15 protein-coding genes are annotated in these 12,643 nt (G+C 59.8%); 10 read left to right on the top strand and 5 right to left on the bottom strand.

What is annotated here, in order from left to right; translation table 11 throughout:
• Positions 1–249: 249 nt before the first annotated feature.
• Positions 250–1,476 carry a class I SAM-dependent methyltransferase gene (locus JN524_RS11900; RefSeq protein ID WP_202369458.1) on the top strand — a complete coding sequence of 409 codons (1,227 nt, stop codon included), beginning with the start codon at positions 250–252 and terminating at the stop codon, positions 1,474–1,476.
• Positions 1,477–1,610: 134 nt separating this feature from the next.
• On the opposite strand, the gene JN524_RS11895 is transcribed toward JN524_RS11900, so the two are convergent.
• A complete protein-coding gene (locus JN524_RS11895; protein ID WP_108590623.1) occupies positions 1,611–2,501 on the bottom strand; it encodes a DMT family transporter in 891 nt (296 codons plus the stop codon).
• A gap of 294 nt (positions 2,502–2,795) precedes the next feature.
• On the opposite strand from JN524_RS11895, the gene JN524_RS11890 reads away from it, so the two are divergent.
• The 3 genes from JN524_RS11890 (at position 2,796) to JN524_RS11880 (ending at position 4,236) form a co-directional block, all read left to right on the top strand.
• Positions 2,796–3,377 (top strand): DJ-1/PfpI family protein, encoded by a 582-nt coding sequence (locus JN524_RS11890; RefSeq protein ID WP_139055281.1) that lies wholly within the window; start codon positions 2,796–2,798, stop codon positions 3,375–3,377.
• A gap of 13 nt (positions 3,378–3,390) precedes the next feature.
• Positions 3,391–3,696, top strand: a complete 306-nt coding sequence (locus JN524_RS11885; RefSeq protein WP_202369457.1) for a ribbon-helix-helix domain-containing protein — start codon at positions 3,391–3,393, stop codon at positions 3,694–3,696.
• A 195-nt stretch (positions 3,697–3,891) separates the two neighbouring features.
• Positions 3,892–4,236, top strand: coding sequence for a YegP family protein (locus JN524_RS11880; protein WP_202369456.1), 345 nt, complete (start codon positions 3,892–3,894; stop codon positions 4,234–4,236).
• A gap of 131 nt (positions 4,237–4,367) precedes the next feature.
• On the opposite strand, the gene JN524_RS11875 is transcribed toward JN524_RS11880, so the two are convergent.
• Positions 4,368–5,252 carry a dihydrodipicolinate synthase family protein gene (locus JN524_RS11875; RefSeq protein ID WP_202369619.1) on the bottom strand — a complete coding sequence of 295 codons (885 nt, stop codon included), beginning with the start codon at positions 5,250–5,252 and terminating at the stop codon, positions 4,368–4,370.
• A gap of 22 nt (positions 5,253–5,274) precedes the next feature.
• Positions 5,275–6,057 carry an aldolase gene (locus tag JN524_RS11870; protein WP_202369455.1) on the bottom strand — a complete coding sequence of 261 codons (783 nt, stop codon included), beginning with the start codon at positions 6,055–6,057 and terminating at the stop codon, positions 5,275–5,277.
• 106 nt (positions 6,058–6,163) lie between these two features.
• Here JN524_RS11870 and JN524_RS11865 point away from each other — a divergent pair, with 106 nt between their 5' ends.
• Positions 6,164–6,706: a helix-turn-helix domain-containing protein gene (locus JN524_RS11865; protein ID WP_027614428.1), complete on the top strand. Its 543-nt coding sequence runs from the start codon at positions 6,164–6,166 to the stop codon at positions 6,704–6,706.
• A gap of 97 nt (positions 6,707–6,803) precedes the next feature.
• On the opposite strand, the gene JN524_RS11860 is transcribed toward JN524_RS11865, so the two are convergent.
• Positions 6,804–7,823, bottom strand: coding sequence for a DUF4917 family protein (locus tag JN524_RS11860; protein ID WP_202369454.1), 1,020 nt, complete (start codon positions 7,821–7,823; stop codon positions 6,804–6,806).
• Positions 7,824–7,976: 153 nt separating this feature from the next.
• Here JN524_RS11860 and yiaY point away from each other — a divergent pair, with 153 nt between their 5' ends.
• Positions 7,977–9,125, top strand: coding sequence for an L-threonine dehydrogenase (gene yiaY, locus JN524_RS11855; protein WP_166497117.1), 1,149 nt, complete (start codon positions 7,977–7,979; stop codon positions 9,123–9,125).
• Positions 9,126–9,225: 100 nt separating this feature from the next.
• Here the strand turns inward: yiaY and JN524_RS11850 are convergent, their stop codons facing one another.
• Positions 9,226–9,714, bottom strand: a complete 489-nt coding sequence (locus JN524_RS11850; RefSeq protein ID WP_202369453.1) for a DMT family transporter — start codon at positions 9,712–9,714, stop codon at positions 9,226–9,228.
• A 77-nt stretch (positions 9,715–9,791) separates the two neighbouring features.
• On the opposite strand from JN524_RS11850, the gene JN524_RS11845 reads away from it, so the two are divergent.
• From JN524_RS11845 to fos, 4 genes are read left to right on the top strand one after another with little or no spacing between them, the layout of a single operon-like run.
• A complete protein-coding gene (locus tag JN524_RS11845) occupies positions 9,792–10,703 on the top strand; it encodes a LysR substrate-binding domain-containing protein (RefSeq protein WP_202369452.1) in 912 nt (303 codons plus the stop codon).
• 22 nt (positions 10,704–10,725) lie between these two features.
• Positions 10,726–11,460, top strand: coding sequence for a hypothetical protein (locus JN524_RS11840; RefSeq protein ID WP_202369451.1), 735 nt, complete (start codon positions 10,726–10,728; stop codon positions 11,458–11,460).
• Positions 11,461–11,497: 37 nt separating this feature from the next.
• Complete coding sequence (locus JN524_RS11835) at positions 11,498–12,214, top strand: hypothetical protein (RefSeq protein ID WP_202369450.1); 717 nt, start codon at positions 11,498–11,500, stop codon at positions 12,212–12,214.
• 3 nt (positions 12,215–12,217) lie between these two features.
• Positions 12,218–12,634 (top strand): fosfomycin resistance glutathione transferase, encoded by a 417-nt coding sequence (fos, locus tag JN524_RS11830; RefSeq protein ID WP_202369449.1) that lies wholly within the window; start codon positions 12,218–12,220, stop codon positions 12,632–12,634.
• Positions 12,635–12,643 lie beyond the last annotated feature (9 nt).

Below are 12,643 nucleotides of genomic sequence, written 5' to 3'. Positions count from 1 at the left end.
AGAGGGAGCCGACCGAGATGTCTTGCGCTCGACATCGGCCTGAGAAACCGAGTCGATTATGGATTCAAAGGCACTCTTTCAAGTCGGTGAACCTCTTCAATATCCTCCAATCAGTCCCCTCTCCCTCCGGGAGAGGGTTAGGGTGAGGGCGCTTTTAAAGCCGTTGGGTAAATAAGAGCGTGTCCCCAACCGCCATCCCCCCTAAAATACCGGCCATTCCCGATTTCGCCTGCCCGAGGCCGCTTGTCCATGTCCGTTACCGCCCCATCCGCGCCGTCTGCCAAATCGGCGCCAGACCACCACGCCCAGTTCATCGAGCTGCTGCAAACCAACCTCGAACAGAACGGCTTCATCAAATTGGTGCTGGCCAAGTACGTGGGTGAAGAGGCGGATCTGCAGCGGATCATCATCAAAGCTGTGACGGTCAAGGCGCAGCCAAACCTGTCGTTCGTCTATCGCTACAAGACCCGCGACATCACCAAGAATCTGCCGCTGAGCGAAGGCGTGGCGGTGATTGCCGAGCTGTTGCCGGCCGCGTTCAAGAATGCGCATTTGCTGACCGTGACCGACGAAGCCCAGCTCGAATACAGCAAAAAGGGCAAGAGTTCGCTGTTCAAGAGCAAACCTCAGCAATTGCGTGAAGCGCCGTCCGCCGAGCACAACCGTGAGAAAAACCGTTTTCTGGACTTGAGCCGACCGTTCCTCAAGGATCTGGGCGTGACCAACGCGCAGCACGAGCTGATCCCGGCCATGTCGCGCAAGTGGAAGCAGATCAACAAGTTCATCGAAGTCTTCAGCCACGCCCTGACCTCGTCACCGCTGGCGCTGGACAAACCGGTGCGGGTGGCGGATTTCGGTTCGGGCAAGGGCTACCTGACGTTCGCCATCCACGATTACCTGCGCAACACGCTCAAGGCCGAAGGCGAAGTCACCGGCGTCGAGTTGCGCGAAGAAATGGTCAACCTGTGCAACGCCGCCGCGGCGAAACTGGAGCACCCGGGGCTGGTGTTCAAGTGCGGTGACGTGCGCAGCGTGGCGCCGAGCGAACTGGACGTGATGATCGCCCTGCATGCCTGCGACATCGCCACCGACTACGCGATTCACACCGGCATCCGCTCGGGCGCGTCGATCATCATGTGCTCGCCGTGCTGCCACAAACAGATCCGCCTGCAGATCCAGAGCCCGGCGCTGCTCAAGCCGATGCTGCAATACGGCCTTCACTTGGGCCAACAGGCGGAAATGGTCACCGACAGCCTGCGCGCGCTGTTCCTCGAAGCCTGCGGTTACGAGACCAAAGTGTTCGAGTTCATCTCGCTGGAACACACCAACAAGAACAAGATGATTCTCGCGGTGAAACGCGCCGAGCCGGCGGACCCGGCTCAGTTGCTGGTGAAGATTGCCGAGTTGAAAGCGTTCTACAACATCAGCGAGCACTGCCTGGAAACCCTGCTGCGCGCGGACGGCTTTCTCGCCTGACACCCCGATACTGATCCGACACACACCCTTGTAGGAGCTGCGGCACGCTGCGATCTTTTGATCTTGTCTTTAAAGATCAAAAGATCGCAGCGTGCCGCAGCTCCTACAGGGTTATGCGTGCGTTATCCCAGTGGTCATGCAGTGGCTGGCTGGGCAGGGCGCACGGCGGTCTTGCGCCCGAGCATCACAGTGGCAATCACCCCGCAGGCAAACACCCAGGTAATCGGCTCGACATGTTCACCAAAGAACAGCGCCGAAAACGCGATGGTGAAGAAGATCTGCAGCAACTGGATCTGACTGACCCGCGCGATCCCGCCCATCGCCAGCCCGGCGTACCAGGCGAAGAAGCCGAGAAACTGCGAGAACAGCGCCACGTAGCCGAACGCCCACCAGGCCTTGGCTGAAACCGCACCGTGATGCTGCAGCGCCAGGTACAAAACTGGCCCGATCAGCAGCGGCGTCGACAGCACCAGCGCCCAGCAGATCACCTGCCAGCCGCCCATTTCCTTGGCCAACCGGCCACCTTCGGCATAGCCCAGACCGCCGACGGCAATTGCGCCGAGCATCAACAAGTCACCGGCCTGAATGCTCCCGGCGCCGGTGTACAACGCGTAGCCGAGCACCAGCGCACTGCCCAGCGCGGCGCAGGCCCAGAAGGCTTTCGACGGGCGTTCATGGGACAACCAGGCGGCATACAGCGCCACGCACAGCGGCTGCAAACCGTTGACCAGCGCGCCGTGGGACGCCGGCAAGGTCTGCATGGCCCACGCCGACAGCACCGGGAAGCCAAGAATCACCCCGGCGATTACCAGACTCAGGCCTTTGATCTGCTGCCAGCTCGGCCACTTCTCGCGCCGCCATAACAAGAGGGCTGCCGCGGGAATCGCTGCGAACAGCGCCCGGCCGAGGCCGTTGAGCAGCGGATGCAGTTCCTGCACCACGATCCGGGTGAAGGGCAGGGTCAGGCTGAAAATCACAACCCCGAGCAGGCCGAGGGCCATGCCGGTGTTTTCGCGCGAGGACATGATGAGAACCAGAATAGAAGGTGGCAGGGGATTGCCTTAATCAAGCCATAAACCGGGGCGCTCGGGCTGGTACAGCCAGGCACAGAGTTATCCATACAGTTAGCGGTCACCCCTGTAGGAGCTGCCGAAGGCTGCGATCTTTTGCTCTTCGCTTTTAAAGGCAAGAGATCAAAAGATCGCAGCCTTCGGCAGCTCCTACAGAGGACCGGTCGTAGTAGCGGGTTGTTACCCGCCCCAACGGATAAGGTCTACCTTGAATACTCCTGCAAGCCCATTCCCAGAGGAGTCCTCCCCATGGCCGCGAAAAAAATCCTGATGCTGGTCGGCGATTACGTCGAAGACTACGAAGTGATGGTGCCGTTCCAGGCCCTGCAAATGGTCGGTCACACTGTGCACGCCGTGTGCCCGGAAAAGGCTGCGGGCAAGACTGTGCGCACCGCGATCCATGACTTCGAAGGCGACCAGACTTACAGTGAGAAACCGGGTCACCTGTTCGCCCTCAACTTTGATTTCGCCAAGGTTGCCGAGGCCGATTACGACGCGCTGCTGATCCCCGGCGGACGAGCGCCGGAATACCTGCGCCTGAACGAAAAAGTCCTGGAGCTGGTGCGCGCCTTCGACAAGGCTGGCAAGCCGATTGCCGCTGTGTGCCACGGCGCGCAGTTGCTCGCGGCGGCGGGCGTTCTCGAAGGGCGCGAATGCAGCGCCTATCCGGCCTGCGCCCCGGAAGTGCGCCTGGCCGGTGGCACGTTCATCGATATCCCGGTGACCGACGGCCACGTTCAAGGCAATCTGGCGACTGCGCCAGCCTGGCCGGCGCATCCGAACTGGCTGGCCGGTTTCCTCGGCCTGCTCGGCACCAAGATCACCCTGTAACGAGGATTCGCTGATGTGCGAGCTCTACGTCAAGGCCGACCCGATTCTCTACGAATCCCGCTCGCGCTCGCTGCGCATCTGCGGCGTGGTGACGACGCTGCGCCTGGAAAACCAGTTCTGGGACATCCTCAGCGAAATCGCCGAAGTCGATGGCATGACCACCAATCAACTGATCGCCAAGCTGTATGAAGAGGTGATGGATTATCGCGGCGAGGTGGTGAATTTTGCCTCGTTCCTGCGGGTGAGTTGCACGCGGTATCTGAGTCAGCGGCGGGTGATGGAGCCGCAGTTGTCGGTGGTGCGGGCGGTGGTGAAATAGCCAACACCGGGGTGACGCCTTCGCGAGCAGGCTCGCTCCCACATTGATTGCCGAGTGCTCACCTATTTTTGTGATCACTGGAGATCTACTGTGGGAGCGAGCTTGCTCGCGAAGAGGCCATTACAGGCGACAGAAATCTTGGGCTGGTCTTTACTCATTGGCGCAAAACCTTTCAACCGCCAAGGAGAAACGAGCATGTCCGGATGGTACGAAGTGAGCAAAAGCAGCAACGGCCAGTTCAGGTTTGTGCTGAAGGCCGCCAACGCTGAAACCATTCTCACCAGCGAGCTCTACACCACCCGCGCGGCTGCCGACAGCGGCATTGCTTCGGTGCAGACCAATAGCCCGCTGGATGAACGCTATGAGAAAAAGACCACCAAGGATGGTCATCCTTACTTCAACCTCAAGGCCGCCAATCATCAGATCATCGGCAGCAGCGAGTCCTATTCCCACGACGCCGCTTGTGCCAAAGGCATCGCCAGCGTCAAGGCCAACGGGCCGAGCAAGGTGATCAAGGACAAGACCTTGCCGGTGCTCTGAGTCCAGCACATCCCTCTGTAGGAGCTGCGGCACGCTGCGATCTTTTGATCTTGATGGTAAAGATCAGGATCAAAAGATCGCAGCCTCGTTTCACTCGACAGCTCCTACAGGGTTTTTTGTGTTGCCTGAGATCAGCGCAGGGTTTTCAGGATGGTTTGCAGCTGCGTTTGAGCCGTCTCGCTCAACGGGAATACCGGTAGTCGTGGAGCGCCGACTTCCAGCCCGGTTTCACGCAATCCAGCCTTGATCGTCGCTGGCAGACCGCCCTTGAGGATGAAGTCCAGCAGCGGCAACTGGCGATAGAACAACTCACGCGCCCGTTCCAGATCACCGGCCAGAGCGGCCGCATACAGATCCAGGTTCAACTGTGGGATCAGGTTCGGCGCAGCGGTGCACCAGCCCTTCGCCCCGGCGGCAAACGCCTCCAGCGCCAGCGGATTGCAGCCGTTGTAGAACGGCACCTGGCCTTCACCGAGCAATTGCAGTTTGTGCATGCGCTGAATGTCGCCGGTGCTCTCCTTGACCATGGTCACGTTTTCCACGCCATTGACGATGCGCAGAATCAGCTCGACCGACATGTCGGTGCCGCTGGTGGCCGGGTTGTTGTAAAGCATGATCGGCACGCCGATGTTGTCGCCGATGGCGCGGTAGTGCGCGAGGATTTCCGCTTCAGTCAGCTTCCAGTACGACGCTGGCAGCACCATCACCACGTCAGCGCCGTGGGCTTCAGCGAAGCGTGCGCGGCGTACGGCTTTGGCGGTGGTCAGATCGGAGACGCTGACGATGGTCGGCACCCGTTTGCCCACGTGTTTGATGCTGAATTCGGCGACCTGATCCCACTCGGCGTCGCTGAGGTAAGCGCCTTCGCCGGTGCTGCCGAGCGGGGCGATGGCGTGGACGCCGCTGTCGATCAGACGATCGATGGATTGGCCGAGAGCCGGCAGATCGAGGCCTTCGCCGTGGGTGCCGAACGGGGTGATGGTGTAACCGATGATGCCGTGAATATTGGACATGATGAGTCTCCGGGAAAAGCTGAAATCAGTTCAGGCAATCGGCGTGTTGGCGCAGGTTCTGCCGGGCGTAGTAGTTGAAAGCGGCGGCGTGGCGCTTGGGTTTCGATACCCAGTCATGGGCCTCGCGACCCAACGCCGGAATGATCGGTTTGATCGTACCGGCGGCCATTGCCAGCAACTGCAGTTTGGCGGCGCGCTCGATCAGTTGGGCGATGACACAGGCCTCTTCGATCGTGCTGCCGGTCGACAACTGGCCGTGGTGCGAGAGCAGAATTGCGCGCTTGTCGCCTAGCGCACCGGCGATCAGTTCACCTTCTTCGTTGCCCACCGGCACGCCCGGCCAGCCTTCGAGAAACGCGCAGTCGTCGTACAGCGGGCACAGGTCCATGTGGGAAATTTCCAACGGCACTTCGAGCATCGACAGCGCGGCAATGTGCGTCGGGTGCGTGTGGATGATGCAGTTGACGTCCGGCCGGGCGCGATAGACCCAGCTGTGGAAACGGTTGGCCGGGTTGGCCATGCCGTGGCCTTCGAGCACTTCCAGATCTTCGTTGACCAGCAGCAGATTGCTCGCGGTGATTTCGTCGAAACCCAGGCCCAGTTGCTGAGTGTAATAGGTCCCCGGTTGTGGGCCGCGAGCGGTGATCTGTCCGGCCAGACCGGAGTCATGACCGCTCTCGAACAGGATCCGGCAGGTCAGCGCCAGCTTTTGCCGGTCAGTCCACGTATTATCCGCCAGGGTGTTCTGCATCTGGGTCAGCGCTTGCTTGACCAGTTGCTCTTTGGGTAGTGCTAATGTCTTGGCCATGTCTGTGTCCTTTGGGTGATTGCAAATGACACTAAAGAGCCTATATGACACAAAGTGTCATAAGCAAGCATCAATCGTCGTTTCCTTGATGGAATAACTGCTGCGCATGTCTATCCGTTTGAAATTGTTGCGAAAAAAACTTGGCGTAACACTTGAGGCACTGGCCGAAAAATCCGGCATGACCAAGAGTTATCTGTCGAAAGTCGAGCGCGGGCTGAACACTCCGTCGATTGCGGCTGCGCTGAAACTGGCGAAGGCACTGAACGTGAAGGTCGAGGAATTGTTCTCCGAAGACAACGTCAGCCTCGACAGCTATAGCCTGGTGCGCAGCCACGAACGCCAGTCACTGGCGGCCAACGATCAGAGCCCGGGGTATGCGGTGCTGGCGCATCAGGTCAGCGAACGCAACCTGCTGCCGTTCATCATCTACCCGCCGCGCGAGTTCACCGACAAGACCTTTAAGGAGCACTTGGGCGAGGAGTTTCTGTTCGTCCACGAAGGGCAGGTGGAAGTGGATTTCATGAACGAGCGGGTGCTGCTCGAACGTGGCGATGCGCTGCACTTCAACGCGCAGAAGCCGCACCGGATCAGGTCGGTGGGCGAGGTGCAGGCGCAGTTGCTGGTGGTGGTGCACAGCAGCGAAGAATGAACCTTGAAATCAAAAGATCGCAGCCTGCGGCAGCTCCTACAGGGGAACGCATTCCAACTGTAGGAGCTGCCGCAGGCTGCGATCTTTTGATCTTGCTTTAAACCTCGACCGGGACCGAAAGCTTCGGATTACCCAATGCATGCGTCTTCGCATCAAAAAACCGCAACACAACCCCGGTGCCCTCGAACACCTTGGCGTAATGGCGTTTCTGATGCTGGATGAACGCCGCACTGCGCGGATAAATCGAGATCGCCACGCTCGCCGGTTTAGCCAGGCGCAGCGCCCTGACGATGTGCGCATCCTGCTCGCCCAGCGCATGACCGAAGATGCACAGGTTCTGCGCGTGCCCCAATAACTGCTCGTAGCAGAACGACAGATAGTCCGAGCTGCGAATAGTCTTGAGCTTGTCCGCGCTCAGCCCTTCGTTGACGAACAGCGGCACGTCGTCGAGCGTCTTGATCGTGTTGTTGATCGCGAAACTGCCGAGCAGGGTGCCCTCGGTCGAGGTCAGTTTGCGCGCGGTGCCGTCCTGATTGCGCACCAGGTGCAGACCGCCGTGCAGGTACAGCAGACGCGGTTTGGCGCTGCTGCTTGCGCTCAGATCGAAACTCGCGTCGGGGCCGTTGAACAGGTCGTCGATCGCCTCGCTGCGGTGCTGGATCGCCCAGTAGTTGAGCAGATCGTAATTGGTGGTGAACACCGTGCGATAACGCGCCAGTTCTTCATTGAGCGTGGTCAGGGTCGAGGCCTGCACCAGTCGCCAGGGAATGTGTACCGCGTGCACGCTGTTGATCAGCGCTTCCTTGATCGCGTAGTAGCGATTGCGCGGTGCGGCCGAGCTGACGGCCAACGCCTTGTTGACCCGGCTGGTGGTTTTCAGCGCGCCGAGTACCTGCTCGAAGCTGCGCGTCTGCATCGCGTCGAACACGCTCAGTTCCGACGGGCTCAGTGGCTTCTCTTCCACGGTGCGCGCGTTTTCGAACAGCGAGTCGTAGCCGAAATCGTCCCACACCGCGCGGCTGGCGCCATTGCCCACCAGCAGACCGTTGAAGTCGGCGGTGGCGCGCAGGGCGCTCCAGTCTTCGAGGGTGGCATCGACGTCCAGAAAATCGGTCATTGCGTGGGCGGTCTCAAAACAAAGGGCGGATGGACGGCGACTTTATCACGAGCGGGCATTGAGCCAGATCAACATCGGTGGTGACCGATCAGTCGATCCTGTGCACATCCGCCGGATCGGAGCAGTCGATTCGGCCCCAGTCAGGAGACGCGCATGAGCAGCACCTTTTTCATTCCGGCCGTAAACATCATGGGCAACGGATGCCTCGACGAAGCCATGGTTGCGATCCGCAACTACGGCTTTCGCAAGGCGCTGATCGTCACCGACGCGGGGCTGGCCAAGGCCGGCGTGGCGACCATGCTTGCCGAAAAACTGGCGATGCAGGACATCGATTCGGTGATCTTCGATGGCGCCAAACCGAACCCGAGCATTGCCAACGTCGAGTCCGGGCTGGGGCTGCTCAAGGACAGTCGCTGCGATTTCGTGGTGTCGCTGGGCGGCGGTTCGCCCCATGACTGCGCCAAGGGCATTGCCCTCTGTGCGACCAACGGCGGGCAGATCCGCGATTACGAAGGCGTCGATCAATCGAGCAAGCCACAGTTGCCGCTGATCGCTATCAACACCACCGCCGGCACCGCCAGCGAGATGACCCGTTTCTGCATCATCACCGACGAATCGCGGCATGTGAAAATGGCCATCGTCGACCGCAACGTCACGCCGCTGCTGTCGGTCAACGACCCGGCCCTGATGGTCGCCATGCCGAAAAGCCTGACGGCCGCCACCGGCATGGACGCACTGACCCACGCCATCGAAGCCTACGTTTCGACTGCGGCCAACCCGATCACCGACGCTTGCGCGCTGAAGGCCATGACCCTGATCAGCAACAACCTGCGCCTGGCGGTGCGTGACGGCAGCGACCTTGCGGCGCGCGAGAACATGGCTTACGCGCAGTTCCTCGCCGGCATGGCGTTCAACAATGCGTCGCTTGGCTACGTGCACGCAATGGCTCACCAGTTGGGCGGTTTCTACGACTTGCCCCATGGCGTGTGCAACGCCGTATTGCTGCCGCACGTGCAGACTTTCAACGCGCTGGTCTGCGCCGAACGCCTGACTGACGTCGCCCACGCCATGGGCGCGGACATCCGTGGTTTCAGCCCGGAAGAGGGCGCTCAGGCGGCGATCAACGCGATCCGTTGTCTGGCCAAAGACGTCGACATTCCGGGCGGCCTGCGTGAACTCGGCGCCAAGCTCAGTGACATCCCGGTGCTTGCCACCAACGCGCTGAAAGATGCATGCGGCCTGACCAACCCTCGGGCGGCGGATCAGCGGCAGATCGAGGAGATTTTCCGTAACGCGTTTTGAGATGCGCCGTCCTGATATTTTCAGCAGAGCTCACTGACCCCTTCGCGAGCAGGCTCGCGAAGACGGACTCGTCAACACCACAAAACCATGAGCTCTCAGATCAGCCAACCGCTGCTACATTCCGCTCAAACACCCCACCAAATTGAATCAACACCACTCCGCCAATCAACAACAATGCCCCCAGCGCGCGCGATAACGTCAGCTGTTTCTCCACCAGCCCAAACAACCCGAAGTGATCCAGCAGCATCGACGCAATCACCTGTCCGGCCAACGCCAGCGCAACAAACCCCGACGCGCCAAGCTTCGGTAGCAACATCACCGCCAGCGCCACAAAGCACACGCCGAACGCACCGCCAGCCCACATCCACAACGGCGCCTTGCTGATAAAACCCAGCGCCGGCAGCGGCAGGCGCAACGCCAGAATCACCGGCAACAGCACCAACACACTCACCAGCAACGAGGCCAAGGTTGCCCATAGCGGATGGCCGAGGCCTCGCGCCAGATTGCTGTTGATCGCACTTTGAAACGGCACCACCGCCCCGGCAAACGCGGCCAGCAGCAAAAAGCCAACCCACTGCAACGTACTCATGCTCACTCTCCAACAGGTTTTGCTGGACTCTAGAGTATTCGTCGCGCAGATTTAAATTCAGTTTTGTCATCCAGAACATGCACGAGATGAATGATCTACGCCGTATCGATCTCAACCTGCTGGTGATCCTCGACGCCTTGCTCAGCGAGCAACACGTCACCCGCGCTGCTGAGCGGCTGCACCTGAGTCAACCGGCGGTCAGCCATGCGCTGGCGCGGCTGCGCGACTTGCTCGGCGATCCGCTGCTGGTGCGCGCCGGTTCGACGCTGGTGCCCACGGCGCGGGCGCTGGAACTGGTTGCGCCACTGGCTGAAGCGCTGGCCCAGGTGCAATCGCTGTTGGCGCCGAACACTTTCGATCCGGCCACTGCGCGGCGAACCTTTCGTGTGGCGATGTCGGACTACGGCGCGGCCATCATCCTGCCTGGACTGATCCGCACCTTGCGCCGAGAGGCACCGGGCATCGACCTGCAGATCAGCCATGCCAGCCGCGAGGGCATGCTGGAGGGTGTGCTCAACGGTGACATCGATTTGGCCGCCGGGGTGTTCCCGGAAATGCCCAACGAATTGCGCAGCACGTTGCTGTTTGAAGAGCGCTACGTCTGCCTGCTGGATCGCCGCAGCTTGCCGGCCGACGGCGTACTTGATTTGCCGACCTACCTGTCTCGCCCGCATGTGTTACTGGAAATGCGCGGCAGCGGCACCCCGGAAATCGAACGGGCGCTGACCTCATTGCGCGAACGCCGCCGCGTCGCCATCAGCCTGCCGCACTGGAACGTCGCGCCGCAGTTGATCAGCGGTACGGATCTGATTCTCACGGTGTCGTCACGCAGCGTGCGCGAGATTGATCAGCAGGAGCTGATTGTGCTGCCGCCACCGTTCGAGATTGCGCCGTTCACGTTTGTGCTGGCGTGGCATAAGCGCCGGAGTGGGGATCAGGCGTTGAACTGGTTGAATCGCCGGATTGAGGAGGGGATAGTGCGCGGCTGAAAACGTTATCAAGGAGTGGGGTGTGACAGTGAAGTCTGGATGGATTGGCTGGGTGGCCCTGAGTGGGTGGTTGATGGCGGGGCAGGTGTTGGCTGGTTGCGTGCCAACACCGATGGCAGGAGATCTGGATCTTTCTGTCTGCAAGGAGTGGCCTGCATATCCAGGATTAACCATCAACGCCACTGCACAGTTTAAGCGCGGATCCCCATCTGATGACCCAGAAGCGCTGAGTACCTACGATTTCGACTTGTCCGTTCTGGACACTGCTCAATCGAAGCCCATTGCGACGTATTACAAAGCGGCTGCATTCGTATTGGATGGCGTCAGTTTGCGAGAAATAACGCTCGATACGGCTCGCTACACACTGACTGCCGATCTTCGTGCCTTTGGCGTACGTGCGTTATCCACTAACGGATCCCGGATCAATCCGATGGAAGAAAACCTGCTTTCGCTCTACGTGAAAGAGGGCGAAAAATTGCGCCCGGTATTGGATAAATTAGTGGTTTATCGGTATGGCGGCGAGTGGGATGGTGACTGCGAAGGCGAGCGATATGAGATTTCAAGAACAGTAGAAATCGCTAAAACGAGCTCTCACGGCTATGCAGATCTGATTGTCAAAACCTTGGAGAAAGACACAGCAAGTGTGGGGACGGGAGACGCATGTAAAACTGAAACCACTGACAACAAACCCGTTTTGACAACATTGCACTACGACGGAAAATCCTACGTTTTGCCAAACGGTTTCCAAGGCCTGTAACCCGCCAGTCAGACACGACACTTATCAAGGAAGAACCATGCTTAACCCCAACAGACTCCTGATCGCCCTCGGTTTGCTGGCCATCACCACCCAAGCCCACGCCGCCTGCACCACCAAGAGTTTCGACGGCAAATCCATGTCACGCTGCAACGTCTGGCCGGCGTTCCCGAGTCAGGCGATTTCGGTCAAATCCACCTACTTGGCCGACTCTGGCGGCGACGATGCCGGGGCGTTCGATCTGGATCTGGCGCTGCTCAATGCGAGCAACGCCAAACCCATCGCCACCTACCGTAAGCTGGGCGCCTACAACTCCGATGCCGTGCGCCTGGATGATGTACGCATCGATACGGCGCGCTACCGATTGACGCCGGATATCCGCGCCTTTGGTCTGCGCGCGAAGTTCGTCCACAGTTCCCAGGCCATGCCCTACGAGAAAACCGATCTGGCGCTGTATGTGCGCGAGGGTGACAGACTGCGTCCGGTGCTCGAAGGCCTGGTGTTCTTCAAGAACAACGGTGAGTTCGTGAATGACTGCGAGGGCTACAGCAAAAAAATCCGCCGGACGCTCGAGATCGCTCCGACGAGCCACAATGGTTTCGCCGATCTGATCGTCACCACCACCGGCAGCAAAATGAAAAACACCAAGTCCGGCAATCAGTGCGTTTCGACAAACACCGACCTGAAGAAAAAACAGATCACCCTGACGTACGATGGCCAGCAGTACAACGTCCCTGAAGACCTCAGAGGTTACTGACCCATGCTCACCGGCCTCAACCACCTGACCCTCGCTGTCAGCGATTTGCCCCGCAGCCTGGCGTTCTACCGCGATATGCTCGGTCTGCGCGTCGAAGCCACGTGGGACGCCGGTGCCTATCTGTCGCTGTCGGGGTTGTGGGTGTGTCTGTCGCTGGACGCACAGCGCAGCGCCGAGCCGTCCGTCGACTACACCCATTACGCATTCAGTCTGGCCGAGGCGGATTTTTCGTCGTTCGTGCAGAAGCTAAAAGTGGCGAACGTACTGGAATGGCGTGACAACCGCAGCGAAGGTGCGTCGTTCTACTTTCTTGATCCTGATGGCCACAAGCTTGAGGTTCACGTCGGTGATCTGGCTTCGCGACTGGCAGCCTGTCGGTTGAAACCGTACTCGGGCATGCGATTTTACGACGCGTCGTGATCAGACACA

This window comes from Pseudomonas sp. MWU318 (assembly GCF_016756945.1).
Classification (GTDB): Bacteria; Pseudomonadota; Gammaproteobacteria; order Pseudomonadales; family Pseudomonadaceae; genus Aquipseudomonas; species Aquipseudomonas putida_A.
This window is presented reverse-complemented; position numbering and strand designations above follow the sequence as displayed.

Excerpts from the sequence above, each read along its gene's own strand:
- yiaY (WP_166497117.1), top strand. The coding sequence starts at position 7,977 with ATGAGCAGCACCTTTTTCATTCCGGCCGTAAACATCATGGGCAACGGA.
- JN524_RS11900 (WP_202369458.1), top strand. The coding sequence starts at position 250 with ATGTCCGTTACCGCCCCATCCGCGCCGTCTGCCAAATCGGCGCCAGAC.
- JN524_RS11870 (WP_202369455.1), bottom strand. The coding sequence starts at position 6,057 with ATGGCCAAGACATTAGCACTACCCAAAGAGCAACTGGTCAAGCAAGCG.
- JN524_RS11880 (WP_202369456.1), top strand. The coding sequence starts at position 3,892 with ATGTCCGGATGGTACGAAGTGAGCAAAAGCAGCAACGGCCAGTTCAGG.
- JN524_RS11850 (WP_202369453.1), bottom strand. The coding sequence starts at position 9,714 with ATGAGTACGTTGCAGTGGGTTGGCTTTTTGCTGCTGGCCGCGTTTGCC.
- JN524_RS11885 (WP_202369457.1), top strand. The coding sequence starts at position 3,391 with ATGTGCGAGCTCTACGTCAAGGCCGACCCGATTCTCTACGAATCCCGC.
- JN524_RS11890 (WP_139055281.1), top strand. The coding sequence starts at position 2,796 with ATGGCCGCGAAAAAAATCCTGATGCTGGTCGGCGATTACGTCGAAGAC.
- fos (WP_202369449.1), top strand. The coding sequence starts at position 12,218 with ATGCTCACCGGCCTCAACCACCTGACCCTCGCTGTCAGCGATTTGCCC.
- JN524_RS11835 (WP_202369450.1), top strand. The coding sequence starts at position 11,498 with ATGCTTAACCCCAACAGACTCCTGATCGCCCTCGGTTTGCTGGCCATC.
- JN524_RS11845 (WP_202369452.1), top strand. The coding sequence starts at position 9,792 with ATGCACGAGATGAATGATCTACGCCGTATCGATCTCAACCTGCTGGTG.
- JN524_RS11865 (WP_027614428.1), top strand. The coding sequence starts at position 6,164 with ATGTCTATCCGTTTGAAATTGTTGCGAAAAAAACTTGGCGTAACACTT.
- JN524_RS11860 (WP_202369454.1), bottom strand. The coding sequence starts at position 7,823 with ATGACCGATTTTCTGGACGTCGATGCCACCCTCGAAGACTGGAGCGCC.
- JN524_RS11895 (WP_108590623.1), bottom strand. The coding sequence starts at position 2,501 with ATGTCCTCGCGCGAAAACACCGGCATGGCCCTCGGCCTGCTCGGGGTT.